Here is a 25,303-nt window from a genome sequence, read left to right on the forward strand (position 1 = left end):
TACTTACAGATTTGTTAGTTTGGAAGAGGCAGCATAAATGTCTGAAAAATTGAGTAATAAATTTATCCGCGGTGAGCTGCTTAACGTCAATTGCCCTTCACGCGACGTGCTCAAGCGCATCACCAGCCGCTGGAGCGTATTGGTATTATTAGCGCTGCGCGAAGAAACGCTGCGTTTTAGCGAGCTGCGCCGGAAGATTGGTGGCGTCAGTGAACGCATGCTGGCGCAAACGCTGCGCTATATGGAAGAAGATGGTTTTATCGAGCGCATTGCCTATGAAGTGGTGCCGCCACATGTGGAGTATCGACTAACGCCGCTCGGACGTGAAGTCGAAGGGCACGTGATTGGCCTGGCCGACTGGCTGGAAAGCAATGTGCATCGCATTGTGAAGGATGCGCAATCCGCCTGAATCGCGAGGTCGGCGCAGAGTGCCGACCCACTCGTTTTTTACCCTGATCACCTTCACATTTTTTCCTGATCTCCCCCTGAATCTCTCGATCCTTCTCACACTTTATGACCAAAAAACAGCGGTTACCCGTAACCCTGCTGGCGCGCTCTCCAGCCTGTATCTACGTTGTATACAATCCGCATCCAACTTGAATTTGATGCGTTACGGGGCCAAAAACACCACGGCCAAAAGGTTAATGCTGTCGTCATGAGGTACGTCATGCCACAGGGACAATCTAAATCGATAACGCTGGATAAGGCGATCAGTGCACGCAGAACGAACGTGCGCTGGCTGGTGGTCGCCGTGCTGTTTTTTGTCACGCTGATTAACTATGCCGACCGCGCCTCGATCTCGCTGGCGGGGCCGGGGATGGCAAAAGATCTCGGACTCAACGCCGTAGACATGGGCGTGATCTTTTCGGCATTCGGCTGGGCCTATGTGCTGTTCCAGTTGCCGGGTGGTTGGCTGCTGGATCGCTATGGCTCGAAACTGATCTACAGCCTGAGCATCTTTTTCTGGTCGCTGTTCACCCTGATGACGGGTCTCGCGGGTTTTGTCACTGGCGCGGCGGCGGTCGTGGTGGTGTTCTGTCTGCGATTTTTAGTCGGTGCGGCGGAGTCACCGTCATTTCCGGCGAACAGTCGCCTGGTGGCGGCCTGGTTCCCGGCTTCTGAGCGCGGCACGGCGGCGGCGATCTTTGCCTCCGCGCAATACGGTGCCACCGTATTTTTTGCCCCGCTGATGGGCTGGTTGGCACATACCTACGGCTGGCACTCGGTGTTTACCGTGCTGGGTCTGATCGGCATCGCCTTCCTGCCGCTATTCCGCAAACTGGTGCACGATCCCTTGTCCCATCCGATGACGAACCAGGCTGAGCTGGATCATATGCAGCAGGGTGGGGCGCTGGTGAATATGGATGGCGATAAGCACAAGCCGCGCCTTAGCTGGCTGAAACAACTACTCAGCAGCCGCATGATGCTGGGCATCTACCTTGCGCAATATTGCTTAAACGCGATTGGCTTCTTTTTCATCACCTGGTTTCCGGTTTACCTGGTGCAGGAAAAGCACATGACCATCATGAAAGCGGGGTTTGTCGCTGCCATTCCGGCAGTATGCGGATTCCTTGGCGGCATTATGGGCGGCTTCCTGTCAGATGTGCTGATTCGTCGCGGGATGTCGCTGTCACTGGCGCGCAAACTGCCGATTGTCTGCGGCATGCTGCTGTGTTGCGTCATGGTGCTGTGTAATTACACCGACTCAGAAACTGCCGTTATCGCGATTATGGCGGCCTCTTTCCTCGGCAAAGGCATCGGCGGCATGGGTTGGACGGTCAACGCTGACAGCGCGCCAAAAGAGATCGCAGGTTTATCCGGCAGCGTGCTTAACACCTTCAGCAATGCGTCGAGCATCACCACGCCGATCATCATCGGCTTCATCCTGCAACTCACCGGATCTTTCAACGGCGTGTTGTGGTTCGTGATCGCGCATGCGGTGGCAGTGATCCTTTTCTATCTGTTCATGGTCGGCAAGATCAAACGTTTTGAACTGCGCGATGTTGGGGAGGAAGCGTAATGGAGAGTCCTGGCTACAAGCCTTCGCTCAGCGAAATAGCGTATCGGCGTATCAAAGAGATGATTTTGTCACTGACGCTGGCACCGGGTAGCTCATTGACAGAGATGGGATTGATTGACCAGTTGGGCATGAGTCGCACGCCAATACGTGAAGCGCTGTATCGCCTGCAGCAGGAACGCTTTGTGGAGTTGACGCCACGCAAAGGCTGGTTCGTCAGCGAAATCAAATTGCAGGATATTCAACAGCTGTTTGTCATTCGTGAGGCACTGGAAGGGATTGCCACGCGGCAGGCGACGCAGCGAACGCCTGATCATGAGCTGGCGGTGATGGCGGATAAGCTGGCCGCGCTGGAGCAAGGTCTGCGTGACGATGAACTGAATGCCACCGATGCCGGTGATGAGATCCATACGCTGATCTTTGCGCACGCCGACAATCCTTATATCAGCAGCATCATGACGCTTTATCTGGATCGTCTTCAGCTGTTTCACGTTATCGCGATGAATCTGCCAGGCCGTAAATGGCAATCCTGGCTCGAGCATTGTCAGATTTTAGCGGCCATGCAATCGCGCGATGCCGATGCGGCCGAACAGGCGATGCGACTACACATCCGCAGTAGCCTGCAAAGTATTCTGGAAGGGCTGATGCAGCAGCCCGGCTTCCCCTCTCCCGGCGTGCGACTCACGCCCTCTCTTTGACAGGAGTTACGATGCGCAAGGCGATTATTTTTGGCGTTGACGGCCTGACCATGCCGCTGCTGCAACGCTATGTGGCACAGGGCGCGCTGCCCCACATTGCCCGCATGTTACAGCAGGGTTCTGCAGCGGAGTTGCTGCCCTTTATCTCGGCATGGGGCGATGTGAACTGGGTGACCTTTCTGACCGGGCAGAGTCCCGGCACCAGCTGGATTGGCCAGGGATTGCCGCCCGACAATCAGCAAAGCCACAACTTGCTGGCAACCCTGCAAGAGGCTGGACAGCGTGCGGCACTGGTGCATTTTCCGGAAAGCGTTAAAGCCGATGGCGACCACTTCAGCTTTGCGCCCTATTGGGGACGTGCTCAGCCGTGGCCGGGCGAGATATTCCGGCCAATGGGACACACCACGCGCCTCAGCGAGCGTTTAGGCCAGGGCGGTGCAAAGCAACAAACGCTGGGCTGGCCACCGAAAAGTGCGCTGGCGTATCACAATAAAGGCGCGTGGCAGGCGCTTGAGGTGAGCGAAGAGGGTTATGTCCTGTGGTTACGCGGCGGGCAGGGTGATGAGCTGGCGTTAACGCTGCAGGTTGAGCAGGGACAGCCCTCCCTGCTGCTCGGTGAACAGCGAGTTGTCCTGCCGATCGGAGAGTGGTCTGCCTGGCTGTCGCTTGCCGCTTATGACATTCCTGGCTGCGTGCGTTTTTACTGCGGTGAATGCGATACGCAGGGCAATATCGAAATTTTGCAAAGCCAGGTAACGCGTGCCGATGCCCTAAGCAGTGATACGCGTTATTTACAGCAACAAACGCCTTTCTTCAGCAAATGGGTGGCAAAAGCGGCACCGCATACCCCTTATCTGGCGGCAACCTGGCAAGAGGGTGATGAGCAGTCACAGTGGCTGGTGGATAGCGCGCTGGAATTAACGCAACGCCAGGGGTTTGCATTGTGGGCCACGGTGCACCGACTGGTGGATGAATCGCACCACAACTGCCTTGGGCAGACCGATCCGGACTCCCCGTTCTTTGATGCACAACAGGCAGAGCAACACGACGCGGTGATGCGGCGCAGTTACCAAATCCTTGATCACAGCATTGGCCGCTTACTGGATGAAACGGACGAGGAAACGCTGGTAATGCTCGCCTCCGATCACGGCGCTGTGCCCAACAGCTATATGTGTGACATCTATCGTTATCTGCAAAAGCAGGCGCTGGCCGTACTGGACGCGCAAGGCTTGCCGGATATGGCCCGTTCGCCGCTCTATCTCAAAGCAGAGCGTGGCGGCCTGGAAATCTTTGTGAATCATGACGTCGTCGCGCCACAGCAGGTTGACGATCTCTGCGCGCGCACCCTGCAGGCATTGAGCGGCTGGCAGGTGCAGGAGGGCGATGGCGTGCGTAACGCGGTGAGTATCGCGCTGCGACGTGACGATGCAGTGGCTCTGGGATTCTGGGGCGACTGCGCAGGCGACATTGTCTTTGCCTACAACACCGGTTTCGTCTGGGGCGTTAGCCAGACGGGTGAAGATATTTGTGCTGTGGAGGAGCCTGGCGCAAATCATGGCCCGCAGAAACCCACCGCAGAAACCGCGCTTGGCTCCAACTATGGCGTGATGCTGGCGTGGGGCAAAGGTATTCGACAAGGCTACTATCATCCGCGCCAGCAGCGTGGGCCTTACCGCATGACCGATCCGGCGGCAACGCTGGCGCACTGGCTTGGCCTTGACACACGCGATCTCGATGGACGCATCATGAGTGAAATTTTTGACACCCCGCAGGAGCCACAATCATGAAAATCACCGCGGTTAATACGCATCTGCTGAGTGCCAAACTTAGCCAACCGTTCGCCTATTCACGTGCCCGTTATGATACCCGCACCGCGATGCTGGTGGAGATCGTGACCGATCAGGGGCTGGTTGGCTGGGGAGAGTGCTACGGTCCGGCGCGCATCACCAAAGCGGTGGTGGAGGAACTCGGGCAGATGTTGATTGGCGAAGATGCATTGCGCAGCGAGTTTCTCTGGCAGGAACTTTACGCCAGACTGCGCGACCACGGCCAAAAAGGCGTGGTGATTCAGGGATTGAGCGGCATTGATATCGCGCTGTGGGATCTGCGCGGCAAATATTTTGGCGTCCCGACTTATCAACTGCTGGGTGGCGCCACGCGAACCGAAGTGCAGGCTTACGCCACCGGATTGTATCGGCGTGACAGTGGGGATCCGCTGCACTATTTGTGCGAAGAAGCGGCGGGTTACATAGAGCAGGGATTCCAGGCAATGAAGCTCAAAGTGGGATTTGGCGTGAGTGAGGATGCGGCCGTGACGCGGGCCATTCGCGACACCATTGGCGAAGACGCGGCGCTAATGATCGATGCCAATCATGCCTATGATGCGATAGCCGCCATTCGGCTTGGCCGGGAAGTGGAAGAGCTGGATATTGGCTGGTTTGAAGAGCCAGTGCCGCCGGAAGATTTAGCCGGCTACCGTGCAGTGAAAGCCGCGATTGATATCCCGGTAGCCGGTGGCGAGTGCGAATTCACCCGCTATGGTTTCCGCGAAGTGCTGACACAGCAGGCGATGGATATTATCCAACCCGATATTTGTGCGGCCGGTGGTTTATCAGAGTGCAAGAAGATTGCTGATATGGCGCAGGCGTTTGGTGTGCGCGTCAATCCGCATGTCTGGGGCAGCGGCATTGGTATTGCAGCTTCGTTACAATGGATGGCGACAGTGCCCACGCATACGCCCACGTCGTTACAACCGGTTCAGCCGCTGCTTGAATTCGATCAAACCGAGCATCCGATTCGACAGGCCATCATTGCTGAGCCCATTGTGCAGCAAAAAGGGTGGGTGCAAATCCCGAACGGGCCGGGATTAGGCATTGAAATCAATCGTGATGCATTGCGACATTTCGCACTGTAGCCGTGAGAAGAGGACGGCCCCAGGGCCGTCCTCGTTGCGCGTCCCGCCGCCGGGTGCTGGCATTATCCGTGCAAATATTTCTCAAACCACCCCAATGTCCGGCTCCACGCTAACTCTGCTGCCGCTTTGTCATAACGCGGGGTCGAGTCGTTGTGGAAGCCATGATTTACGCCGGGATAGATATAGGCTTCATAGGTTTTATGGTTAGCTTTCAGCGCCTCTTCATACGCTGGCCAGCCTTCGTTGATGCCTTTGTCTAGCGCGGCATAGTGCAGCAGCAGCGGGGCGTTGATGCGCGGCACGTCTTCCGCTTTGGGCTGGCGACCATAAAACGGCACTGCACAAGCCAGTTCGGGGAAGGCCACTGCAGCAGCATTCGCCACACCGCCGCCATAACAGAAGCCAGTGATCCCCACTTTGCCAGTGCCTTCCTCGTGGTGCATCAGGAAATCGACGGCAGCAAAAAAGTCGTTCATCAACTTAGTGGGATCGACTTTGGCCTGCATTGCACGACCCTCTTCATCATTACCCGGATAACCGCCCAGTGAGCTCAGGCCATCCGGTGCCAGCGCGATATATCCGGCTTTGGCCACGCGACGTGCGACATCTTCAATGTATGGATTCAGTCCGCGATTCTCATGCACCACCACCACCGCGCCCACTTTGCCGTTTGCCTTGGCTGGACGCACCAGATAGCCGCGCACCTCGCCATGGCCTTGCGGAGAGGGATAGTGGATGTATTCGGGTTTGATCTCGGGGTCGGTGAATTCAACTTGCTGCGCCAGTGCATAGTTGGGGCTCATGGCGGTAAGCAGGGTGGCACCGGTCATACCGGCGATGGTGAATTTGGCGGCCAGGGTGATGAACTCACGTTTACTGATCCTGCCGTGCGCGTAATAGTCATATAACTCAAGCAGTTCCTGGGGAAAATCCTGTGCGGTAAGACGGGTCATAACCTCTCCTTCGCTGATTAACCGATGGCTTTGCTGCTCTAAAAAAGCACAGCGGGTTAATGCTTGCAAACGCTATGCCGCAAAGCGTTAAGAGTGAAGAGAGCGCGATGCGCTGAGTGCAGGTCTGGAAAAATATATCGTTTGATATTAAAAACAGGCCATTTTAATTAACAATCGGGATAACACCATATTGTCTGGAATTATTGACACGCCATTTAGCGAGAAAGTTAATTAATCTTTATGTTGTCTGCATTTAATAATAATCAAATGAAGTGCTTACTTGCTAACGCTGAAGTTCTGACTCATGGATTAATAACAATATCGTCAAAATAAATGATGATTGTTAACCTTGTGGCTATCATATCAATCAATTAATCTCTGATCGAGACAATGATCGCCATCAAAAAACACTGTTATAGTTTTACAGACTTCCTCTGTTTATTTTCGTTCTGGCGTCTTCCCTTTACATTAGTGCGACCTTTCATTCGATAAGACGAAATAACTCCCCGCACGCTGTTATTCATTATAAGTAAAAATTCCAGTGCACTTTGTGGCAATGAGGTAAGCAATGTTTGGATTAGATGCCTTTCACCTGGCAAGGATACAGTTCGCTTTTACTGTCTCCTTCCATATTATTTTTCCAGCCATCACCATCGGCCTCGCCAGTTTCCTGGCGGTGCTCGAAGGGATGTGGCTGAAAACCCGCAACGAGACCTATCGCGATCTCTATCATTTTTGGTCCAAAGCCTTTGCCGTTAACTTCGGTATGGGCGTAGTCTCCGGGCTGGTAATGGCCTATCAGTTCGGCACTAACTGGAGTGGTTTCTCGCAGTTTGCCGGCAGTATCACCGGTCCACTGCTCACCTATGAAGTGTTAACCGCCTTCTTCCTGGAAGCGGGTTTCCTCGGTGTGATGCTGTTTGGCTGGAACCGCGTCGGTCCTGGTCTGCACTTCTTCGCCACCTGCATGGTGGCGTTAGGCACCATTTTCTCGACCTTCTGGATTCTGGCCAGTAACAGCTGGATGCATACCCCACAGGGTTACATCATCGAAAACGGCGTTGTGGTGCCGCAGGACTGGCTCAAGATCATTTTTAACCCCTCATTCCCGTTCCGATTGCTACATATGTCCACCGCGGCTTTCCTCGCCAGTGCCTTCTTTGTCGGCGCTTCAGCGGCCTGGCATCTGCTGCGCGGCAATGACAACCCAGCCGTACGCAAGATGTTTTCGATGGCGCTGTGGATGGCACTGATCGTCTCACCGATTCAGGCGTTTCTCGGCGATGCGCATGGCCTGAACACGCTGGAATATCAGCCAGCCAAAATCGCGGCGATAGAAGGGCACTGGGAAAACAAGCCAGGTGAAGCCACGCCACTGATTCTGTTCGGTGTGCCGGATATGGAGCAGGAGCGCACCAAATATGCGCTGGAGATTCCCTATCTCGGTAGCCTGATTCTGACGCACAGCCTTCAGAAGCAGATCCCGGCACTGAAAACCTTCCCGAAAGAGGATCGCCCAAACTCCACCGTGATTTTCTGGTCGTTCCGCGTGATGGTAGCGCTCGGTTTGTTGATGATCGGTATGGGAGTGATCAGCCTGTGGCTGCGGGTGAAGAAGCGCCTGTATCAGTCGCGGCCGTTTTTGTGGTTCTGCTTGCTGATGGGGCCATCGGGACTGATCGCCATTCTGGCGGGATGGATCACCACCGAAATGGGTCGCCAGCCGTGGGTGGTGTATGGCGTGCAGCGCACCATTGATGCGGTCTCCGCCCATGGCAATCTGCATATGAGCATCAGCCTGATGGCGTTCATCGTGGTTTACTGCTCGGTGTTTGGTGTCGGCTATCACTACATGATGCGCCTGATTAAACAAGGTCCAGTGACCGGTGAAGGTAGAGAAGTGGCGCACGGTGGCCCGGGCGAGCAACACACTCCGGCCCGTCCGCTGTCAGCGGCCAATACCCATAAACGTGGGGAGCAATAATTATGATCGACTTTTCTATCATCTGGTTCGCCATCATCGTGTTTGGCACCCTGATGTATATCGTGATGGATGGCTTCGATTTGGGTATTGGGCTGTTGCTGCCGTTCAACAAAGATCCGATCGAGCGCGACATGATGGTCAACACTGTGGCGCCAGTGTGGGATGGTAATGAAACCTGGCTAGTGCTAGGGGGCGCAGCGCTGTATGGCGCATTCCCGCTTGCCTATTCGGTGCTGCTGGATGCGCTATCGATCCCGTTAACCGCGATGCTCATCGGTTTGATTTTTCGCGGCGTGGCGTTTGAGTTCCGCTTTAAAGCTACCGAAGAGCATCGTCCGTTTTGGGATAAATCGTTCATCGCCGGATCGCTGCTGGCGACTTTCAGTCAGGGCGTGGCCGTGGGCGCCATTCTTAATGGGTTCCCGGTGTCTGGCCGTGAATATGTCGGTTCAGCAATGAGTTGGCTGGCGCCGTTCCCGCTGTTCTGCGGTGTTGGCTTAGTGATTGCTTATGCACTGTTGGGCTGCACCTGGCTGATTATGAAAACTGAGCACGACCTGCACCGCAAAATGTCAGCGCTGGCCACACCGCTCACCCTGACGCTGCTGTTGGTGGTTGGCATTATCAGTGTCTGGACGCCGCTCACCCACGCGGATATCGCGCAACGCTGGTTCTCACGTCCCAACCTGTTCTGGTTCCTGCCGGTTCCGCTACTGGTGGTGCTGTGCTCGTGGGGGATTGTGCGCGCCATCAAGCGTGAGGCGCATTACTCACCGTTTCTTTTGACGCTGGCGCTGATTTTCCTCGGTTTTTCCGGTCTGGGTATCAGTATCTGGCCAAACATCGTACCGCCGTCGATCACTATCTGGCAGGCCGCATCTCCGGCCAGTAGCCAGGCGTTTATGTTGGTGGGCGCTTTACTGATTATTCCGGTGATTCTGGGTTACACCTTCTGGAGTTACTACGTGTTCCGCGGAAAAATCAAAGCCGATGAGGGGTACCATTGATATGCCAATCCAGGTCAGCAAGATGAAAGACAGGGTAACGCCGTCGCCATGGTGGAAGCGGGTGATGTGGCTGGTCATTATTTATGGCGCAAGCGTGCTGGCACTGGGTGTGGTGGCATCACTGTTTCGTATGATGATGAACGCGGCAGGTATGCATACGCACTGAGTCTTCACAGAGACCGGTTTCGCAACAGTGTGCACCCCGTTACAAATATTGCGTGAAGGTCGCTGGTAATAGCGACCTTATTCACATTATCGCAGTACAAAAATTGATCCTAAAACGTTAGTAACCTAAGCAATTAATGCTTTTCCCGCCTCGCTGCCTTTACTCTTCCTTACGTAAGTAATACGTTTTTGTTATATTTATGTGACTAATCGCGCAAATTCATTACCTTCACACTTATCACTCGATTGAAAAAATCATGCTCAGCCTGAATCTTAAAAAACAGTACATCAACGATCTGGTGGACTGGATAGAGGCGAATCTGACCGATGAGCTCAATATCGATCTGATTACCCTGAAATCTGGTTACTCCAAGTGGCACATGCAGCGCATGTTCAAAGAGATGACCGGCCAAACGCTGGCCTCGTATACGCGCAAGCGTCGCCTGACCATGTCAGCGATGGCGCTGCGTTTGACCAGCATGCCGCTAATCGATATTGCCGTGCGCTTTGGCTTTGATAATCAGCAGAATTTCACGAGGGTATTCAAAAGCCACTTCTCCATGACGCCCGGCGCCTATCGTCGTATCCCGGACATGCTGATGAAGGATTTCCACAGTCGTATTTCCACGCAGCGTTCGTGGGTCAACGCGCGTCTGGCCGAGAAGCCGGAGTTGCAGCTGTGTGGCGAAGTGATTGAGTGGGAGTGCCGCTTTGGCGAATACATCGATCATCATAATCAGGTGGTCGCGCAGTATACCCGCGATTTTGTCCGTTTTGCCGGTAAGCATGTCAGTCGTGGCTGGCTGGGATTCCAGTTCAGTCCGGGAGTGAATTCAGCCGATCAGCAGCACATTAGTCTGTTCCAGGCGCTGGAAAGTCAGTATGCCGATGTGCTGCCGCGCAACGTGCAGAACTGGACCGGCGAGAGTGGTTTATATGCGGAAATTGACTGGCACGGTACGCCGGAAGAGATCAACGCGTTTACCGCCGAAATTTACTATAACCATTTGCCTGCACTGGGTGTGGCGCGCCGGGCCGGTAAAGACCTGCTCAAGCTGGATCTGAAATACAGCACGCCCGATTTGCTGCAGGGCACTTTCTACATTCCGGTCTCCACCTGCTAATGCATAAATCGTGCGGTTATCTGTGACTAACCGCACGATTTTATAAAATATTCGCCGTAACTGGCGTAAAATCCTTCATTGAAACCTGATTGGCCGCGTAAAACACCAGCCGCCACACATCAGGCTGGATAATCACCTGCATTCCTGGTCCGCTCTGGACCGTCAAAGTGAAAAAGAAAAAAATATGCGACTTTTACCGTTGTTCCTCATGACAGCGCTTGTGGCGTTTTCCTCGCTGGCAAGTGCACAGATGGCTGAGCCTTTCTCTCCGCCGGGCGGCCTGCATCCTCATCAGACTCACTGCCAGCAGCATGAAATTGTGGGTGATAACCCGCTGCCGCAGCATAGCCAGGATGACAATAGCTTCGTCAACTGCAGTAACCATCAGGCTTGATTTCACCTCCGTTTTACCGCGCTTTACTCCGTTAATATCGATGACACGCCGCACGTTTGTTGCGGCGCGATCGTTGCTTGCTGTTGTTCGCTAGTCGAACTTAATTCCCTGTGCGGGAGAACTCGCTGCGGTGCTCTCCTGAAACCCCTTCGGCGTTAATACCTACCTAAGCCACATCGAAAATTCTGCAACTTTTCCCAATAGCATTTTTCGGCATTGCATCGAAGATATATCATAGCTATTCTGCCTGACGTCAGATGAGAATGATTTTCGATAACGTTTGATTCATGCGCGGACTTCTGACGTCCGGTACGGGGCAAAATTATGGATAAACAATCAGCATCGGCCGGCAGTGCGCTGGCAAACCCTTGTCACACCATCTCTTTGGCAGCTGCGCGCGTGGTGATTAACGCCGCATTTGAGGCCGCAGCAGAATTCGGCTGGCATATCAGTGTGGCCGTGGTGGATCGTGCGGGCGAGTTAGTGAGCCTGGATCGCAGCGACAAGGCGATTGGCATCAGCCCGACGGTGGCGCTGGGCAAAGCGCGCACGGCAGCACTGCTGCGTGCACCGTCAAAAGAATTTGAGACCTTCATCAACGCTGGCAGCCCGAGTTTTCTGGCCACGCCCGGCGTCACCCCGCTGGAAGGCGGTATTCCTTTATGGCTCAACGGCGAAGTGATTGGCGCGGTTGGCGTGAGCGGGGCGCACGGCGCTAACGACTCACAGGTCGCGGAAATGGCCGCCGAAGCACTGGCAATCCTTTAAATACACCGATTGGCAGGGACGTCAGCATGATGCATCTGCCTGGAGAGAACACTTGCAAAAAAACACTAACGATCGCGCACCGAAGCGCGTACGCAACGAATTACGTTTCCGTCATATTACCGTGGCGAGCAAAACCTTAATCGCCGGTGAATTCTGGCGCATCGAGTTTACCGGCAGCGATCTGGCGGGCTTCAATTCGCCATCGTTCGACGATCACATCAAAGTGTTCTTCCCGGACAACGCTGGCAGTGCTTTGGCCTTGCCGCAAATGACCGAAGAAGGGATCGTCTGGCCTGGTGGCGTACGTCCGGCTGCGCGTGACTACACGCCGCTGGCGTTTAACGGTACGGCTTCCCTGACGCTCGATTTCTATATTCACGATGGCGGCGTGGCCAGCAGCTGGGCGAATGAGGCAAAGCCAGGTGATCAAATCGCCATGGGCGGCCCGCGTGGCTCCTGTGTGGTGCCCGTGGATTATGCCTGCCAGATTTACGTGTGCGATGAGACCGGTCTGCCAGCCTTCAAGCGTCGCTACGCTGAGATGCAGGCGCAGCAGATCCATCTGCTGGCCTACGCCGATGAAACCACCGGACGCGATTATCTCGGCGATCTGCCAAATGTGCAGGTGACCTGGCTCGGCAGTGGCAGCATGCAGGTAGATAACCTCGGCCCGCTGATTGCGCAGCTGGATCAGATCTCACTGCCCACAGAAGAGTATTTCATCTGGCTGACCGGTGAAGGTGAAGCGGTAAAACTGCTGAGCGACTACTTCACGCAACGCCGTGGTGCGCACACTGATTTCGTACGCGCGGTGGCTTACTGGCATCAGAAATAACTGACTTCGCCGCGCCCGCTGCCGCCTGTGTTGAATTTTGCCAGGCGGCAGACTACTATCAACCTCCCTTAATTGACCTCAGGGAAGGCAATGAAACAGCAGCGGGATTTTCCATGGCAGTCCGATAATGCACAACGTGCAATCTGTGCAGGTGCGCGTAAAAAGCGCCGGGAAAGGATGCTGGATGCCAGTGATATCCGCCTGTTGATGATGCATTTCCTCGCCAACGGTTCTGCGCATGGCTATGAGCTCATCAAGTCAGTGGAAGAGCTGTCCAAAGGGGAATACTCCCCCAGCCCTGGCATCATCTATCCTAACCTCACTTTGCTCGAAGAGATGGATGCGATCCGCGTGGTGGATGCACATGCATCGCGTAAAGCCTACGCACTCAATGATGGCGGTCGCGCTTTATTAGCCGAGAACGGCGAGAATATTGCCAATATTATTGAGCGACTGACTTCGCTGGCGATTCTGGTGAATAACCGCAGTATTCCGGAAGTCGAGCAGGCTATTCATCACATTCGCCACACGCTGAATCATCGTTTATCCCAGGAAGATATTTCGCCTGAATCGCTCGAAATTGTGATTAATGCACTGAACGAAGCGACGGAAAAAATTTCGAACAGTTAACAGGTTAAAGGCGCGTACAATCGCGCCTTTTTTATTGTCTGTGGTATTAACCTTTCTGCTACGAAATTAATTAAATTAAAACATCACTACATATTTTATTACTGGCATACCAAAAAGGTTTAGCCTGTGAATATAAACGGTAGTTTTTAACTTTTTTATTTGGCGCTACTTTTTCTCCATCGCAGTTAACGCGTTTATGGAGAGAAGTATGTCTGAAAATAAAACCCCAGCCGTGCACGATCTGCGCTCGGCCATCGCGCTACTCACCAGCCTGAAAGGCGAGTTTGTCAGCACCGATACTGAAGTCGATCCACACGCTGAACTGTCTGGTGTTTATCGCTATGTCGGCGCAGGTGGCACCTGTGAACGTCCAACCCGCAAAGGTCCGGCGATGATGTTCAATAAGGTTAAAGGCTTCCCTGATGTGCGCGTGGTCACCGGTTTGATGTCGACTCGTGAGCGCGTCGGCCATCTGCTCAACTGCCCGCCTGAAAAGCTAGGCTTCCTGCTGAAAGATTCCGTCCACCACGCGATTGCTCCGGTGGTGACCAGCACCAAACCGCTGTGCCAGGAAGTGGTGCACTATGCGGAAGATCCGGCTTTCGATCTACGCACGCTGTTGCCTGCACCTACCAACACTGAAGAAGATGCTGGTCCCTATTTCACCATGGGCATGTGCTACGCCTCGGATCCGGAAACCCACGAGTCGGATATCACTATCCATCGCCTGTGCATTCAGAGCCGTGATGAGCTTTCGATGTGGCTGACGCCGGGTCGTCACATCGACGCCTTCCGTGAAAAAGCCGAAAAGGCCGGACAGCCGCTGCCGATCTCGATCAGTATTGGTGTCGATCCGGCGATTGAGATCGCCGCCTGCTTTGAACCACCGACCACGCCGCTGGGCTACAACGAACTCAGCATTGCCGGTGCGCTGCGCGGCTATCCGGTGCAGTTAACGCCGTGCGTGAGCATCAATGAAAAAGCCATCGCCCATGCTGAAATCGTGATTGAAGGCGAACTGCTGCCTAACGTGCGCGTGCGTGAAGATCAGAACACCAATACGGGTAAAGCGATGCCAGAGTTTCCGGGATACACCGGCGAAGCCAAGGATGCGCTGCCGGTGATCAAGGTGAAAGCCGTCACCCATCGTAAACACCCGATTCTGCAAACCACTTTAGGCCCGAGTGGCGAGCACGTCAGCATGGCGGGTATTCCCACTGAAGCCAGCATTCTGGATATGCTGGATCGTGCGATGCCGGGTCGCGTGTTGAACGTCAATGCGCACACCTCTGGCGGCGGAAAATTACTGGCCGTCATCCAGTTCAAAAAAGCCTCCGCAGTGGATGAAGGACGCCAGCGCCAGGCGGCACTGATCGCCTTCGCCGCCTTCTCTGAACTTAAACACGTGATCCTGGTGGATGACGATGTCGATGTGTTCGATACCGACGACATTTTGTGGGCGATGCAAACCCGCTATCAGGGCGATGTCGATCATCTCACCATTCCCGGTGTGCGCTGCCATCCGCTCGATCCTTCACAGGTGCCGGAATACAGCGCCAGCATTAGCCAACAGGGCGTGACCTGCAAAACCATCTTTGATTGCACCGTGCCGTGGCACATGAAGGCGCACTTTGAACGCTCGAAGTTCAAAGAGGTGGATGTGAAACGTTTTCTTCCTGATTTTGAGTAAGTGAGGTAGCAGTGAGCAGAAGGCGCATTATCGTCGGCATTAGCGGCGCGTCGGGTTTTCAGTACGGCATGAAGGCGCTGCAGTTGCTGCGCGATCAGGATGTGGAAGTGCATCTGGTGGTGACCAAAGGCGCAGAAGTGACGCGTTCGATGGAAACCCAATGGCAACGACAGGATGTGGTGGATCTGGCCGATGAGGTGCACAGCATCAGCAATCTCGGCGCGTCGATTTCCAGCGGATCGTTTAAAACCCTCGGCATGCTGGTGGCGCCCTGCTCAATGAACTCACTGGCATCGATTGCCCATGGGCTGACCAGCAATCTGCTGACGCGAGCAGCGGATGTGATCCTGAAAGAGCGGCGTCGGCTGGTGCTGATGGTACGAGAAACGCCGCTCAATCTGGCGCACATCCGCAATATGCAATCAGTCACGGAAATGGGAGGGATTATTTATCCTCCGGTTCCGGCTTTTTATCAGCAGCCGCAGTCCGTGGATGAGATGGTCCATCACAGCGTGGCGCGCGCCCTCGATCTGTTCGATCTCGATGTGGGCAACCTCAAACGCTGGGGTGAAAACATAACGATAAGTAAGGAGTAAATTATGGTAGTGGGACCCTTTGTCAACGGCAGCGCGGTGCTGATTGGCGGGCTGGTGGGCGCCTTTCTTGGCACCAGAGTGCCAGAGAGGCTGCGCATCGCGTTGCCCATGACGTTCGGCCTGTCGTCGATGGGCCTCGGCATTGTTTTGATCGGCAAGATCCACAGTTTGCCGGCGGTGATTCTGGCGCTGATCCTCGGTGCGGCGCTGGGTGAATATGCCTATCTGGAGCAGAAGATAGGTCGACTGGGAAATCTGGCGAAAGGGCTGGTGAGCCGTTTTCAAAGCCAGCCCGCAGAAGGTGGATTGAGTGGTGAAGCGTTCACTGAAAAGTATGTGGCGATCATGGTGCTGTTCTGCGCCAGCGGCACCGGCATTATTGGTGCCATGACCGAAGGCATGACCCACGATGCCAATATCCTGCTGGTGAAATCCATCATGGATATCTTCACGGCGGCGATATTTGCCACGCTGCTCGGTTATGCGGTGGCGGTAATTGCCATTCCACAGTTGATCGTGCAATTGGTGCTGGCCTCGGCGGCGGTACTGATTATGCCGCACACCACGGCACCGATGATGAGTGATTTCACTGCAGCCGGTGGGTTTGTGATGCTGGCGGCGGGCTTTCGTATCGCCGGGATCAAATCCTTCCCGGTGGCGAATATGTTACCGGCGCTGGTGCTGGTGATGCCGATCAGCCACCTATGGAGTAGCTATATCCACTAAGCTTGCGCTCAGCGCGGTTGGATCGATTTCGGCCATGGTAAAATAGCGCGAACAGGGCGCGGAGGGATTATGGATCTGAAACGATTGCATTATTTTTGCACGATAGCGGAACAGGGCTCGATCAGTAAAGCCGCGAAGCTATTGAACATCGCACAACCGCCGTTGGGAAAACGTCTGCAAGAGTTAGAACAGGAGATTGGCTCACCGCTTTTTACGCGCACGCCACGTGCCATGGTGTTAACCGAAGCGGGCAGTTTTCTCTATCGTCGTGCCTGCGATATTCTCAGCCAGGTGAACAGTTTAAAGCGGCAGACGGTCACCATTGCTACCCACAAACAGCGCCGCGTCACCATCGGTATTTCCTACCTGTATCTGCGTTATTTCACCCCGATCCTGATGGATTATTATCAGAACCGGCCCGACTGGGATATCAACGTGGTGGTGTCCGATTCCAGCCATCTGGAAGCGATGCTGGTCGATCAGCGTGTCGATATCGCGCTAATGCAAGTGCCGCACGATCGCCAGGCGTGGTTTGTGCGTGAACTGGAACCGATTGATACTATTGCCGTGGTTTCCATGCATTACAGCGCAATTCTGGCGGGAAAAACCCTCAACTTTGCCGATCTCAACGGTATTCCGCTAATTTTGCTGCACCGCATTGGCGGTGAAGGCACTTATGAGATGCTGCGCAACACCCTGTTTAGCAACCTGAGCCATATTAATATCAGCATCAAAGTGTCAGAACCGCGTCTGGTGCTGGAGATGATGGAGCAGGGCTTTGAGGGCGCGGCTTTTCTACCGCGCTCTGAGTTCGTGCCGAGTCAGCACGGCAAATATCTGGCGTGCCCGCTGGCCGAACCATTTGCCATTTATCATCCTGCCATCGTCACGCTAAGCACCGCGCAGGATCGCCTGCTGTGGCCGTTAGATCAAGAGGCTGAGGGTTGAGCAGTCGGGCACTATGTCTGGCGATTCTGTCATGTTCGATGCGACTTAAGGGCATGCGCATCGCTCCGCTCGAAGATTAACCCGGCTTCTTCTTATCCACGTGCCCTAACTCGCGATCCGGCCAGCAGAAATCACGCACGCGCTGTTTCAGCGCGGCCGCATCCGGGAATCCGCCTTCCTGTTTACGCTCCCAAATCACCGTGCCATCAATCGAGATTTCAAACACGCCACCCGTGCCAGGCTTCAGCGTCACCGCGCTCAAATCTTCGGCAAAAGTGTGCAGCAGTTCCTGCGCCATCCACGCCGAACGCAGCAGCCAGTTGCATTGAGTGCAGTAGTAAATCGTCACAGCCGGTTTTTGCGACATCAGGCGCCTCTTCTTAATTATTGATTATAAACAAGTTAACAAAATGTGCGGTCTAAGATACATCTTAGTGTAAAGTTTATTGATAATGATTACCAATTGCATTACATTCCTGACGAAATTATTTATTACATAAAATAAGTCCACACATTTTACGGTTTATTAACGCATATCGCGTTTTTTTGGCGGCAATCCAGTGAGCGAATACTAACAATTAACCAGGTATTTCGCGCATGTCTTCACTCTTTCAGGGAATGACCCAGCAACGTCTGTTTAAAGTTGCGATTTTGTCTTCCGCTATTCACGCCGCTTGCAGCTACGCGGCAAGCGACAACACGACACTTGCTGTTTCTTCAGATAAAGCGACACGCAATGAAGCCACGCTGACCGTCACTGCACCTAAGCAGCAGGCGGGCAATAAAACCACCATTACCGCCAGTGAACTGCAAAAACGCGGCGCGAACGATTTTGGTTCGATCATGCGTTATGAGCCGTTGATCAGTGCGACAGGTTCCAGCGGCGGCTCATCCTCCGGCAAAAGCGGTTTCGACCGTGCGGGCTATACCGGCTATAACATTCGTGGTCTGGAAAGCAACCGCGTGGGGATGGATATCGATGGTATTCCCATTCCTGATGCCACAGGCCGTCCGTACGTCAGCCGTACCGGTAACAATACGTTTGGTATTGGCCGTGACTACATTGATCCGTACATGTTCGGTAGTGTCGATATCGAGAAGGGAGCGACAGCGGTCGATCAACCCAACACCTCGATTGGCGGTAACGTTTCATTCCACAACAAGACCGCAGACGACTATCTCAGCAGCGAAAAGAATACTTACTTTGGTTATGAGAGCGGCTACAACTCTTCAGACCGCAGTTGGCACAACGGCATCACTGCTGCAGCCGGTGATGACGAACTGCGTGGCCTGTTTGTTTACAGCCGACGCGATGGTCAGGAAACCGAAAACAACAGCGGCGTGATTGATGCCTATCCGTCCAACTGGCACTCCGATGCTTTCATGACTTCAGGCATCTGGCAGCCAAACGATCAGCATAAATTTACTGCGACCTTTGACTACTACCACAAAACCAATCACAGCCATTACGACACCTGGGACACCAGCGGTAACACCGTTTGGGGTACTGCGCAGCAGCAGAGTGATACTCGCCGTTGGGGCATCAACCTGGCCGATGAGTGGACGCCGTACAATGATTTCATTGATACGCTGACCACCCGTGTTTACTGGCAGCAGACCCAGGCACATGACAACACTTACTATCCAACCAGTGCTACTGCATATGGCACGGTTTACTCGGATTACAACGTCGATACCTATGGGTTCGATACTCGTGCCACCAAAAACGTTGGCCGACATGAGTTGAGTGCGGGCTTCAATGCGCGTTTGGATGATAGTGAACGTCCATTCCGCCAATACCCAACGCCTGGCACATATACTGCGATCACTAAGCCGCAATCTGATAGCCGCACTTATGCTGTCGCCGGTTACCTACAAGATAAGATCAATTTCGATCTTGATAGCCACAACTTTGCCGTTATTCCCGGCGTGCGCGTTATGTATCAGAGCACGAAGCCAAAAAATCTCGACAGTTTGACGGCTAACAGTGCCGTACTGACCGAAGATCAGGTTCAGGCGCTGTATGGTAAAACCAATTCCGATACCCAAGTGCTGCCATCGCTGACCTTCCAGTATGATCTGACGCCAGCGCTGACGACCTATCTGCAGTACAAGCGTGGTGTTGAGTTCCCAACCACCAGCCAGTTGTATGGCTCGTGGAACTTGGGCGCCAACTATATTCCTGGCGCACAGTATGCCTTGATTGGTAATCAGGACCTGAAAACCGAAACCAGTAACAACTTCGAGTGGGGTCTGAAAGGACAACCTACTGAAGGCATTACTATCAATACCTCAGCGTTCTATAACACCTATAAAAACTTCATTGCATATACGCGTTATCGCCGTGCAGCGAATCCAGAGAAATTCGTCAATGTGCCAAGCAACATCGCGACGACTTATCAGGCTGAGAACCGTGATAAGGCCTACATTTATGGTGCTGAGATTTCGACAAAAGTTAACTACGGCACTTGGTTCCCGGAAGTGGACGGTCTGAGCAGTACCTTTGCCCTGGGTTACAACCAAGGCAAATCCAAATCGAGTTATCTCGGAGACCGTTACATCGATCTGGAGAGCGTAGCGCCAATGAAGGCGATTGTGGGCGTGGCATGGGATGACAAAGCCCGTGGTTATGGAGCAGCGCTGACGGCCACCTTCGTCAAAGGCAAGAAGGCGACCGCCACTAACCGTGAATCCTATACCAACACCGGCACCGCGATTACGGATTCAACCGATGATTACATGCGCGTACCGGGTTACGGCATGGTGGATGCTACGGCTTACTGGCAGGTCACTAAAAACGTCAAGCTGAGCGGCGGCATCTATAACATCACTGACCGTAAGTATTGGGATTACCTGAGTAGCCGCGAACTGAGCAGCGATACCGCTCAAGATCGCAATGACATAAACCTGGCTGTGATGCCAGGCCGCACCTTCCAACTCGGTGTGAACGTCGACTTCTAATCATTTTTTCGCCCTGCGTTCGCGCAGGGCCTTTTCATGGAGCAAGAGCAATGAACCCACGTTACGATCACTATCTGGCGCTGAAGGGCGAACATCCTAAGAAGTATGCCCGCGATCTGGCCGCTCTGATGGGCATTGGCGAAGCACAGCTGTGTGAAGCGCGCGTCGGCCAGGATGTGCAAGCGTTAAAAGCAGATTTCCCGGCGTTGCTAAAGGCACTGGAAGCCGTTGGCGAAACCAAAAGCATCACCCGCAACGAATATGCGGTGCATGAGCAGGTCGGCAAATATGAAAACCTGCACCTCGGCGAACATGCCGGGCTGATCCTTAACCCACGTGCGCTCGATCAGCGTCTGTTCCCGGCACAGTGGCACAGCGCCTTCTTCCTGCGTGAGCAGACAGCGCGCGGCGAACGTCAAAGTATTCAGATTTTTGATCGCCACGCGGATGCGGTACTGAAAATCTACACCACCGACAATACCGAGATGGCGGCATGGGATGCGCTGATCGCTGAGTTCACGATCGAAGCCGCTGCGGCACTCGATCCACAACCTGCCACCGCGCCAGAACACAGCCGCGCCATTGATGCCGATAAAGTGGAAGCTGAATGGCGCGCCATCACTGATGTGCATCAGTTCTTTGGCTTACTGAAGCGCCACAATATTTCACGCCAGCAGGCGTTTCACGCAGTGCCGGACGATCTGGCACGCCAGGTCAGCAACGATTCACTGGCTCAACTGCTGGCGCAGGCGCAGCAGGATGGCAACGAAATCATGATCTTTATTGGCAACCGTGGCTGCACGCAAATCTTCACCGGTGCGGTGGAGAAGCTGATGCCGATGGACAACTGGGTCAACATCTTCAACCCAACCTTCACGCTGCACCTGATGGCGGACCACATTGCCGAGAGCTGGGTGACGCGCAAACCGAGTGGCGATGGCTTTGTCACCAGCCTCGAACTCTTTGCTGCCGATGGCACGCAGATCGCGCAGCTGTATGGTCAGCGTAGTGAAGGTACACCAGAGCAGGCGCGCTGGCGTGAGCAGGTCACTGCATTGGGAGCGACAGCATGAAACGTCTGACGCTGTTATTGCTGGGCGCGCTGGCACTGCCGGCATTTGCCGCTGAACGGGTGATCTCGATCGGCGGTGACGTGACGCAAATCATCTATGCCTTAGATGCACAGGCCAATCTGGTGGCGCGCGACAGCACCAGCCAGCACCCGGCGCAGGCTAACAAGCTGCCGGATATCGGTTATATGCGCCAGCTCAATGCTGAAGGCATTCTGGCGATGAAGCCCACGCTGGTGCTGACCAGCGAGTTGGCGAAACCGTCGCTGGTGTTGCAGCAGGTGGAGAGCGCTGGCGTGAAAGTGGTGGATGTCACCGGCAAAACCAGCCTCGACGCCATCCCGGAAAAGATCGCCACCATCGGTAAAGCATTGCACCGTGATGCAGAAGCGAAGGCGCTGATTGAGAAAGTGAACAAGCAGCGCGCGCAGATTCCCCAGCAGCCGCTGCCAGTCAAAGTGCTGTTTGTGATGTCGCACGGTGGCATGCGCACTCAGGCGGCAGGTAACCAAACCGGCGCTGATGCTGCAATCCGCAGTGCCGGTCTGGTCAACGCCATGGCGGCTATCCCGCATTACCAACAGCTGTCACAGGAAGGTGTGGTTGCTGCCGCGCCGGATCTGGTGGTGGTGGGTGAAGATGGCCTGCGCACGCTGGGCGGCGATGAGAAAATCTGGTCGCTGCCCGGGCTGGCGTTGACGCCAGCGGGCCAGCATCACGCCTTGCTGGTGGTCGATGAGATGGCCATGTTGGGCTTTGGTCTTGATACGCCGGAGACCATCGTTAAGCTGCGTAAAGCCGCCGAAGCGGTAAAACATGACTAACACCGCCGTGATGCGCTGGCTGCTATTGATGGGCATCAGCATGGTGATTTGCATGCTGATGGCTGCCAATTTTGGTGCCATGCCGCTGTCGATGCGCACGCTGTTCCATGCGCCGCTCAGCGATATGGCGTGGCAAATCTGGCTGAACATCCGCCTGCCGCGCGTATTGCTGGCGGTGCTGCTCGGTATGGCATTGGCGGTGTCGGGCGCGGTGATGCAGGGCCTGTTTCGCAATCCGCTGGCCGATCCGGGGTTGCTCGGCATCAGCAGCGGGGCCGGGCTGGCCGTAGCGTTTTCAATTATCGTTCCGCTCAGCTTGCCGCCTTTGCTGGCGCTTTGGCTGCCGTCGATTGCTGCGTTTATCGGCAGCCTGATCGTCACACTGCTTATTTTTAGTTTTAGTCGGCTGGCGCTGGGGAATCTGTCACGTTTGCTGCTGATCGGTATTGCCATCAACGCCTTGTGCGGTGCGGCGGTGGGTGTGCTCTCCTGGCTCAGTAATGATCAGCAGTTACGCCAGCTGGCGCTGTGGGGGATGGGCAGTTTGAGCGCGGCACAATGGCCGAGTCTGGTGGTGTGTGCTGTACTGATTCTTCCTGCGTTGATTGCCATCCAGACCCGTGCGCGCCGTCTTAACCTGCTGCAACTCGGTGAAGAAGACGCGCATTACATGGGGATTGATGTGAAGCGCACCCAGCGTGAACTGTTGGTGCTGAGTGCGCTGCTGGTGGGCACGGCGGTGTCGGTGAGCGGGATTATCGGCTTTGTCGGATTGGTGGTGCCGCACGTGATGCGTTTCTGTGTTGGTAGCGATCATCGCTGGATGCTGCCGGGTTCAGCACTGGCGGGAGCCATCCTGTTATTGCTGGCGGATACACTGGCGCGCACGGTGGTGATCCCAGCGGAAATGCCGGTGGGATTGATCACCAGCCTGATCGGTGGACCATGGTTTCTCTGGCTGATTCTGCGCCAGAAAAGGGGGATGAATGAGTGATTCAATGCAGGCTCGCGGCCTGCGCTTTAGTCATGGCACGCGTGCGCTGATTGATGATGTCTCTATCACCTTGCAGCCTGGTGAGATGATTTCCTTAATCGGCCCCAACGGCGCAGGCAAGTCCACGCTGTTGCGCCTGTTGACCGGGTTTCTGGCGCCTGAAGCGGGGGAGTGCTGGCTCGGCGATCGCCCGTTAAACGATTGGCCGCGTGAACCGCTGGCGCAACGTCGTGCGGTGATGCGCCAGCAAAACAGCGTGACTTTTCCGCTGCCTGCTGAAGAGGTGGTGGCGATGGGCCGTGCGCCCTGGCCTGCCAGCAAATCCAAAGCGGTGATTGAAGAGGTGATGCACATCACTGGCAGTCTGGAACTGGCGAAGCGTGATTATCGTTCGCTCTCCGGTGGGGAACAGCAGCGTGTGCAGCTGGCGCGAGTGCTGGCACAGTTATGGCACGACGATGGCCCGCGTGGCTGGCTGTTTCTTGATGAACCGACTTCCGCACTCGACCTGTATTGGCAGCAGTACAGTTTGCGATTGCTGCATAAGCTGACGCGCAACGGTCGCTTTAGCGTTTGCACCGTGCTGCACGATCTCAATCTGGCATCGCTGTGGTCCGATCGTATTCTGCTGTTGCATCAGGGAAAATTGGTGGCGCAGGGCTCGCCCGCAGAGGTGATGACGGAAACCACGCTGACGCGCTGGTATCAGGCGGAGCTGCACGTGGTGATGCCGCCAGAGCAGGGCAGGCCGCAAATTCAGCTGCGGGCGTAGAAGTGGAGCGCCATTGATGGCGCCCAGAACGTTAGCGGCAATCCACGATCAAACGCCCACGGACCTCACCCGCCAGCAATGCCTCGGCACCTTCACGCGCTTCACTCAGCGGAATGACTTTGGTCAACTGCTCCAGCAGTGCGCCATCCACCAGTTCAGCCAGACGCTGCCACGCTTGCTCACGCAACGGCTTAGCGCACATCACGCTATCCACTCCGGCTAACACTACGCCGCGCAGGATAAACGGTGCCACGCTGGTAGGCAGATCCAGGCCTTGCGCCATGCCGCACGCAGCCACCACGCCATCGCGCTTGATGCCCGCCAGCACGTTGGCCAGCGTATGGCTGCCGACGCTATCAATCGCCGCAGCCCAGCGATCTTTCGCCAGGGGTTTGCCGGGCGCACTCAGTTCAGCGCGATCGATAATCGAGGAGGCGCCGAGGGTGTTGATCAGGTAATCGCTGTCACTGGCGCGTCCGCTGGAGGCCACCACGTCATACCCTAAACGGGCCAGCAAACTGACGCTGAAACTGCCGACGCCGCCGCTGGCACCCGTCACCAGCACCGGACCCTGCTGCGGCGTGATGCCCTGTTTTTCCAGTGCCAGCACGCACAGCATCGCAGTGAAACCGGCGGTACCAATCGCCATGGTCTGCAACGGGCTTAAAGCCGCAGGCACTTTCACCAGCCAGTCACCAGAAACGCTGGCCTTCTGCGCCAGTCCGCCCCAATGCTTTTCACCCACACCCCAACCGGTGAGCAGTGCCACATCGTCCTGCTGCCACTCTGGATGGCGGCTGCTGATCACCCGACCGACAAAATCGATACCCGGCACCATCGGGAACTGACGCACAATCGGCCCTTTATTGCAGATGGCGAGCGCGTCTTTGTAGTTGAGGGTGGAGTAGCTGACTTCGAGGGTGACATCCTGATCGGGCAACTGTTGTTCTGACAGATCCTGCAGGGAAGTGCGGTATCCCTGCTCATCATTTTCAATGACTAATGCCTTAAACATGCAGCCTCCGGCTGATTGAGGAAAGTGCGGGCCATATTACTCCTCTGGAAACAGGGAGCAACACGAAGGCGGACACACCTTGCATAAATTCGCATAACATAAAGATATTTAAGCGTTTTTATCATGGGTTGATTTGATATTCACTTATTAATCAGATGGTTGCTGAATGTTGCTTATGCGTATCAATCTCGTTGCAACGGGTTGTTCCAGTAAAAAAA

At 54.9% G+C, this 25,303-nt stretch carries 25 protein-coding genes; 22 read left to right on the top strand and 3 right to left on the bottom strand.

The window, feature by feature from the left end; translation table 11 throughout:
* Nucleotides 1-37 precede the first annotated feature (37 nt).
* The 5 genes from FD737_RS06360 (at nt 38) to FD737_RS06380 (ending at nt 5,629) form a co-directional block, all read left to right on the top strand.
* Nucleotides 38-409: a helix-turn-helix domain-containing protein gene (locus FD737_RS06360; protein ID WP_034823303.1), complete on the top strand. Its 372-nt coding sequence runs from the start codon at nt 38-40 to the stop codon at nt 407-409.
* Between the two features lie 258 nt (nt 410-667).
* On the top strand, nt 668-2,020 hold the full coding sequence (locus FD737_RS06365; protein ID WP_160833025.1) for an MFS transporter: 1,353 nt from the start codon (nt 668-670) through the stop codon (nt 2,018-2,020).
* Complete coding sequence (locus tag FD737_RS06370) at nt 2,020-2,715, top strand: GntR family transcriptional regulator (RefSeq protein ID WP_058959309.1); 696 nt, start codon at nt 2,020-2,022, stop codon at nt 2,713-2,715. The genes FD737_RS06365 and FD737_RS06370 overlap by 1 nt, the downstream gene beginning before the upstream one ends.
* 11 nt (nt 2,716-2,726) lie before the next feature.
* A complete protein-coding gene (locus FD737_RS06375) occupies nt 2,727-4,502 on the top strand; it encodes an alkaline phosphatase family protein (RefSeq protein WP_160833026.1) in 1,776 nt (591 codons plus the stop codon).
* A complete protein-coding gene (locus FD737_RS06380; protein WP_160833027.1) occupies nt 4,499-5,629 on the top strand; it encodes a mandelate racemase/muconate lactonizing enzyme family protein in 1,131 nt (376 codons plus the stop codon). Before FD737_RS06375 ends, FD737_RS06380 begins: the two co-directional genes overlap by 4 nt.
* A gap of 62 nt (nt 5,630-5,691) precedes the next feature.
* Here FD737_RS06380 and yghX read toward each other — a convergent pair whose 3' ends face one another.
* A complete protein-coding gene (gene yghX / locus FD737_RS06385) occupies nt 5,692-6,582 on the bottom strand; it encodes a YghX family hydrolase (protein ID WP_160833028.1) in 891 nt (296 codons plus the stop codon).
* 568 nt (nt 6,583-7,150) lie between these two features.
* Here yghX and FD737_RS06390 point away from each other — a divergent pair.
* The 12 genes from FD737_RS06390 to FD737_RS06445 all read left to right on the top strand — a co-directional run bounded on the left by FD737_RS06390 (nt 7,151) and on the right by FD737_RS06445 (nt 17,449).
* Entirely contained in the window at nt 7,151-8,566 is a 1,416-nt protein-coding gene (locus FD737_RS06390; RefSeq protein ID WP_160833029.1) for a cytochrome ubiquinol oxidase subunit I, read from the top strand.
* Nucleotides 8,567-8,568: 2 nt separating this feature from the next.
* Nucleotides 8,569-9,573, top strand: a complete 1,005-nt coding sequence (cydB, locus tag FD737_RS06395) for a cytochrome d ubiquinol oxidase subunit II (protein WP_160833030.1) — start codon at nt 8,569-8,571, stop codon at nt 9,571-9,573.
* Between the two features lies 1 nt (nt 9,574).
* A complete protein-coding gene (locus FD737_RS06400; protein ID WP_064511324.1) occupies nt 9,575-9,739 on the top strand; it encodes a DUF2474 domain-containing protein in 165 nt (54 codons plus the stop codon).
* Between the two features lie 256 nt (nt 9,740-9,995).
* Nucleotides 9,996-10,862, top strand: a complete 867-nt coding sequence (locus FD737_RS06405) for a helix-turn-helix domain-containing protein (RefSeq protein WP_097118076.1) — start codon at nt 9,996-9,998, stop codon at nt 10,860-10,862.
* A gap of 184 nt (nt 10,863-11,046) precedes the next feature.
* Nucleotides 11,047-11,256: a hypothetical protein gene (locus FD737_RS06410; protein ID WP_034823294.1), complete on the top strand. Its 210-nt coding sequence runs from the start codon at nt 11,047-11,049 to the stop codon at nt 11,254-11,256.
* Between the two features lie 324 nt (nt 11,257-11,580).
* Complete coding sequence (locus FD737_RS06415; RefSeq protein WP_160833031.1) at nt 11,581-12,024, top strand: heme-binding protein; 444 nt, start codon at nt 11,581-11,583, stop codon at nt 12,022-12,024.
* Nucleotides 12,025-12,076: 52 nt separating this feature from the next.
* Nucleotides 12,077-12,859, top strand: coding sequence for a siderophore-interacting protein (locus FD737_RS06420; protein ID WP_160833032.1), 783 nt, complete (start codon nt 12,077-12,079; stop codon nt 12,857-12,859).
* A 90-nt stretch (nt 12,860-12,949) separates the two neighbouring features.
* Nucleotides 12,950-13,489, top strand: coding sequence for a PadR family transcriptional regulator (locus tag FD737_RS06425; protein WP_160833033.1), 540 nt, complete (start codon nt 12,950-12,952; stop codon nt 13,487-13,489).
* 208 nt (nt 13,490-13,697) lie between these two features.
* A complete protein-coding gene (locus FD737_RS06430) occupies nt 13,698-15,179 on the top strand; it encodes a UbiD family decarboxylase (RefSeq protein WP_160833034.1) in 1,482 nt (493 codons plus the stop codon).
* Nucleotides 15,180-15,190: 11 nt separating this feature from the next.
* Nucleotides 15,191-15,775, top strand: a complete 585-nt coding sequence (locus FD737_RS06435; RefSeq protein ID WP_034823290.1) for a UbiX family flavin prenyltransferase — start codon at nt 15,191-15,193, stop codon at nt 15,773-15,775.
* A gap of 3 nt (nt 15,776-15,778) precedes the next feature.
* On the top strand, nt 15,779-16,501 hold the full coding sequence (locus FD737_RS06440) for a DUF554 domain-containing protein (RefSeq protein ID WP_160833035.1): 723 nt from the start codon (nt 15,779-15,781) through the stop codon (nt 16,499-16,501).
* A 69-nt stretch (nt 16,502-16,570) separates the two neighbouring features.
* Entirely contained in the window at nt 16,571-17,449 is an 879-nt protein-coding gene (locus FD737_RS06445) for a LysR family transcriptional regulator (protein ID WP_160833036.1), read from the top strand.
* Nucleotides 17,450-17,525: 76 nt separating this feature from the next.
* On the opposite strand, the gene FD737_RS06450 is transcribed toward FD737_RS06445, so the two are convergent.
* Nucleotides 17,526-17,816, bottom strand: coding sequence for a SelT/SelW/SelH family protein (locus tag FD737_RS06450; RefSeq protein WP_100703483.1), 291 nt, complete (start codon nt 17,814-17,816; stop codon nt 17,526-17,528).
* 230 nt (nt 17,817-18,046) lie between these two features.
* Between FD737_RS06450 and FD737_RS06455 the strand changes: the two genes are divergently transcribed.
* The 5 genes from FD737_RS06455 to FD737_RS06475 are packed head-to-tail and all read left to right on the top strand — an operon-like array spanning nt 18,047 to nt 24,070.
* The gene (locus FD737_RS06455; RefSeq protein WP_034823286.1) at nt 18,047-20,410 is read left to right on the top strand and encodes a TonB-dependent receptor domain-containing protein; all 2,364 of its coding nucleotides are present in this window, start codon (nt 18,047-18,049) and stop codon (nt 20,408-20,410) included.
* Nucleotides 20,411-20,460: 50 nt separating this feature from the next.
* Nucleotides 20,461-21,483 (top strand): hemin-degrading factor, encoded by a 1,023-nt coding sequence (locus tag FD737_RS06460; RefSeq protein ID WP_160833037.1) that lies wholly within the window; start codon nt 20,461-20,463, stop codon nt 21,481-21,483.
* Entirely contained in the window at nt 21,480-22,304 is an 825-nt protein-coding gene (locus FD737_RS06465; protein ID WP_160833038.1) for a hemin ABC transporter substrate-binding protein, read from the top strand. Before FD737_RS06460 ends, FD737_RS06465 begins: the two co-directional genes overlap by 4 nt.
* On the top strand, nt 22,297-23,298 hold the full coding sequence (locus tag FD737_RS06470; RefSeq protein ID WP_160833039.1) for an iron ABC transporter permease: 1,002 nt from the start codon (nt 22,297-22,299) through the stop codon (nt 23,296-23,298). The genes FD737_RS06465 and FD737_RS06470 overlap by 8 nt, the downstream gene beginning before the upstream one ends.
* Nucleotides 23,291-24,070, top strand: a complete 780-nt coding sequence (locus FD737_RS06475) for a heme ABC transporter ATP-binding protein (RefSeq protein ID WP_160833040.1) — start codon at nt 23,291-23,293, stop codon at nt 24,068-24,070. The genes FD737_RS06470 and FD737_RS06475 overlap by 8 nt, the downstream gene beginning before the upstream one ends.
* A gap of 31 nt (nt 24,071-24,101) precedes the next feature.
* Here FD737_RS06475 and FD737_RS06480 read toward each other — a convergent pair whose 3' ends face one another.
* The gene (locus FD737_RS06480) at nt 24,102-25,085 is read right to left on the bottom strand and encodes an MDR family oxidoreductase (RefSeq protein ID WP_160833041.1); all 984 of its coding nucleotides are present in this window, start codon (nt 25,083-25,085) and stop codon (nt 24,102-24,104) included.
* Between the last annotated feature and the right edge of the window lie 218 nt (nt 25,086-25,303).

Source organism: Pantoea sp. Seng (assembly GCF_009829935.1).
Taxonomy (GTDB): Bacteria; Pseudomonadota; Gammaproteobacteria; order Enterobacterales; family Enterobacteriaceae; genus Pantoea; species Pantoea communis.

Bases quoted from the DNA above. Each gene is read 5' to 3' on its own strand.
- FD737_RS06445 (WP_160833036.1), top strand. From the start codon at position 16,571: ATGGATCTGAAACGATTGCATTATTTTTGCACGATAGCGGAACAGGGC.
- cydB (WP_160833030.1), top strand. From the start codon at position 8,569: ATGATCGACTTTTCTATCATCTGGTTCGCCATCATCGTGTTTGGCACC.
- FD737_RS06390 (WP_160833029.1), top strand. From the start codon at position 7,151: ATGTTTGGATTAGATGCCTTTCACCTGGCAAGGATACAGTTCGCTTTT.
- FD737_RS06410 (WP_034823294.1), top strand. From the start codon at position 11,047: ATGCGACTTTTACCGTTGTTCCTCATGACAGCGCTTGTGGCGTTTTCC.
- FD737_RS06425 (WP_160833033.1), top strand. From the start codon at position 12,950: ATGAAACAGCAGCGGGATTTTCCATGGCAGTCCGATAATGCACAACGT.
- FD737_RS06480 (WP_160833041.1), bottom strand. From the start codon at position 25,085: ATGTTTAAGGCATTAGTCATTGAAAATGATGAGCAGGGATACCGCACT.
- FD737_RS06440 (WP_160833035.1), top strand. From the start codon at position 15,779: ATGGTAGTGGGACCCTTTGTCAACGGCAGCGCGGTGCTGATTGGCGGG.
- FD737_RS06455 (WP_034823286.1), top strand. From the start codon at position 18,047: ATGTCTTCACTCTTTCAGGGAATGACCCAGCAACGTCTGTTTAAAGTT.
- FD737_RS06460 (WP_160833037.1), top strand. From the start codon at position 20,461: ATGAACCCACGTTACGATCACTATCTGGCGCTGAAGGGCGAACATCCT.
- FD737_RS06360 (WP_034823303.1), top strand. From the start codon at position 38: ATGTCTGAAAAATTGAGTAATAAATTTATCCGCGGTGAGCTGCTTAAC.
- FD737_RS06465 (WP_160833038.1), top strand. From the start codon at position 21,480: ATGAAACGTCTGACGCTGTTATTGCTGGGCGCGCTGGCACTGCCGGCA.
- FD737_RS06375 (WP_160833026.1), top strand. From the start codon at position 2,727: ATGCGCAAGGCGATTATTTTTGGCGTTGACGGCCTGACCATGCCGCTG.
- FD737_RS06415 (WP_160833031.1), top strand. From the start codon at position 11,581: ATGGATAAACAATCAGCATCGGCCGGCAGTGCGCTGGCAAACCCTTGT.
- FD737_RS06475 (WP_160833040.1), top strand. From the start codon at position 23,291: ATGAGTGATTCAATGCAGGCTCGCGGCCTGCGCTTTAGTCATGGCACG.
- FD737_RS06380 (WP_160833027.1), top strand. From the start codon at position 4,499: ATGAAAATCACCGCGGTTAATACGCATCTGCTGAGTGCCAAACTTAGC.
- FD737_RS06450 (WP_100703483.1), bottom strand. From the start codon at position 17,816: ATGTCGCAAAAACCGGCTGTGACGATTTACTACTGCACTCAATGCAAC.
- FD737_RS06400 (WP_064511324.1), top strand. From the start codon at position 9,575: ATGCCAATCCAGGTCAGCAAGATGAAAGACAGGGTAACGCCGTCGCCA.
- FD737_RS06470 (WP_160833039.1), top strand. From the start codon at position 22,297: ATGACTAACACCGCCGTGATGCGCTGGCTGCTATTGATGGGCATCAGC.
- yghX (WP_160833028.1), bottom strand. From the start codon at position 6,582: ATGACCCGTCTTACCGCACAGGATTTTCCCCAGGAACTGCTTGAGTTA.
- FD737_RS06405 (WP_097118076.1), top strand. From the start codon at position 9,996: ATGCTCAGCCTGAATCTTAAAAAACAGTACATCAACGATCTGGTGGAC.
- FD737_RS06370 (WP_058959309.1), top strand. From the start codon at position 2,020: ATGGAGAGTCCTGGCTACAAGCCTTCGCTCAGCGAAATAGCGTATCGG.
- FD737_RS06365 (WP_160833025.1), top strand. From the start codon at position 668: ATGCCACAGGGACAATCTAAATCGATAACGCTGGATAAGGCGATCAGT.
- FD737_RS06430 (WP_160833034.1), top strand. From the start codon at position 13,698: ATGTCTGAAAATAAAACCCCAGCCGTGCACGATCTGCGCTCGGCCATC.